The 974-nt window shown below is 27.8% G+C and carries 1 protein-coding gene; it reads right to left on the bottom strand.

Going from position 1 to position 974, the window contains the following annotated elements; translation table 11 throughout:
• Positions 1–34: 34 nt before the first annotated feature.
• Entirely contained in the window at positions 35–907 is an 873-nt protein-coding gene (locus ACYVRH_RS13355) for a hypothetical protein (RefSeq protein ID WP_461257386.1), read from the bottom strand.
• Positions 908–974 lie beyond the last annotated feature (67 nt).

Below are 974 nucleotides of genomic sequence, written 5' to 3'. Positions count from 1 at the left end.
ATAATATGTTACATATAAAGTTATGGATGAAAATTCATGTGAAATTTATGCTGGACAAATATTTACTCTGGAGTGGTATTATGACAAAAACGGGAAAAGCGTCGGATTCGACTATTTTGTAGAAATGACAAGGGAACAAAGACGAAAATTCTTTGTTTTGGTAAAAAGAATGGGGGATTTTGGCAAAATATTTGATACAACAAAATTTCGTAATGAAGGCGACGGTATTTTTGCTTCTAACATTATTTATAATATTTAATATATTATTACAATAACTTTCTTGGTGTGCTCCACAGGGATGAGTAGTCCAAATTATAAGCTTATTTTTATTTATAGCATATCTTTCGGCGTTATATTCAAAATTTATTATTTCATTACTTCCAACTTGATCATTGAAAAAATTTTCAACACCATGTGTATTGATAATTATATCAGGATTTATAAATTCAATTTGTTTAAATAAAAAATCTTTAACCCCAGGCCGTTCATATTCTTTAATCATTTTTCCCTTTGGAGTACGACTTCCCCCACCAGATTTATTGATATTAATTATTGCAATTTTATCAAGTACAATTTCATTCTCTTTACCTATTGTACACACTTCTTTATTAATATGAGGTATTTCAGAAAAATATTTTATACCTTCACGAATACCATATGAAACATACATTATATTAGCATATGTAGCTTGCCACCTTGTATAACGTCTCACGTCTATATGAAAATCCCTATGGGTAATACTACAATCCGAACCATTTTTTTCTTTTAATATCCATAATATTTTTACAGGCTCATCTTTATATAATGAATATTCGGTAATACCATCTACACATGGATTTTCCCATATAGTTTTCATTTCCTCATCAAGTTCATTTTCTTTTTCCTTAAATTCTTTTTCTGATAACATATTATACCTTCCTTAAAAATAGTTTTTTCAACTCATTTTATCTAAATATTTTATCATTCTTCTATGT

The organism is Treponema sp. R80B11-R83G3 (assembly GCF_054786115.1).
Note: the sequence above shows the minus strand (reverse complement) of the source record. Positions and strands in the feature narration are given on the sequence as shown.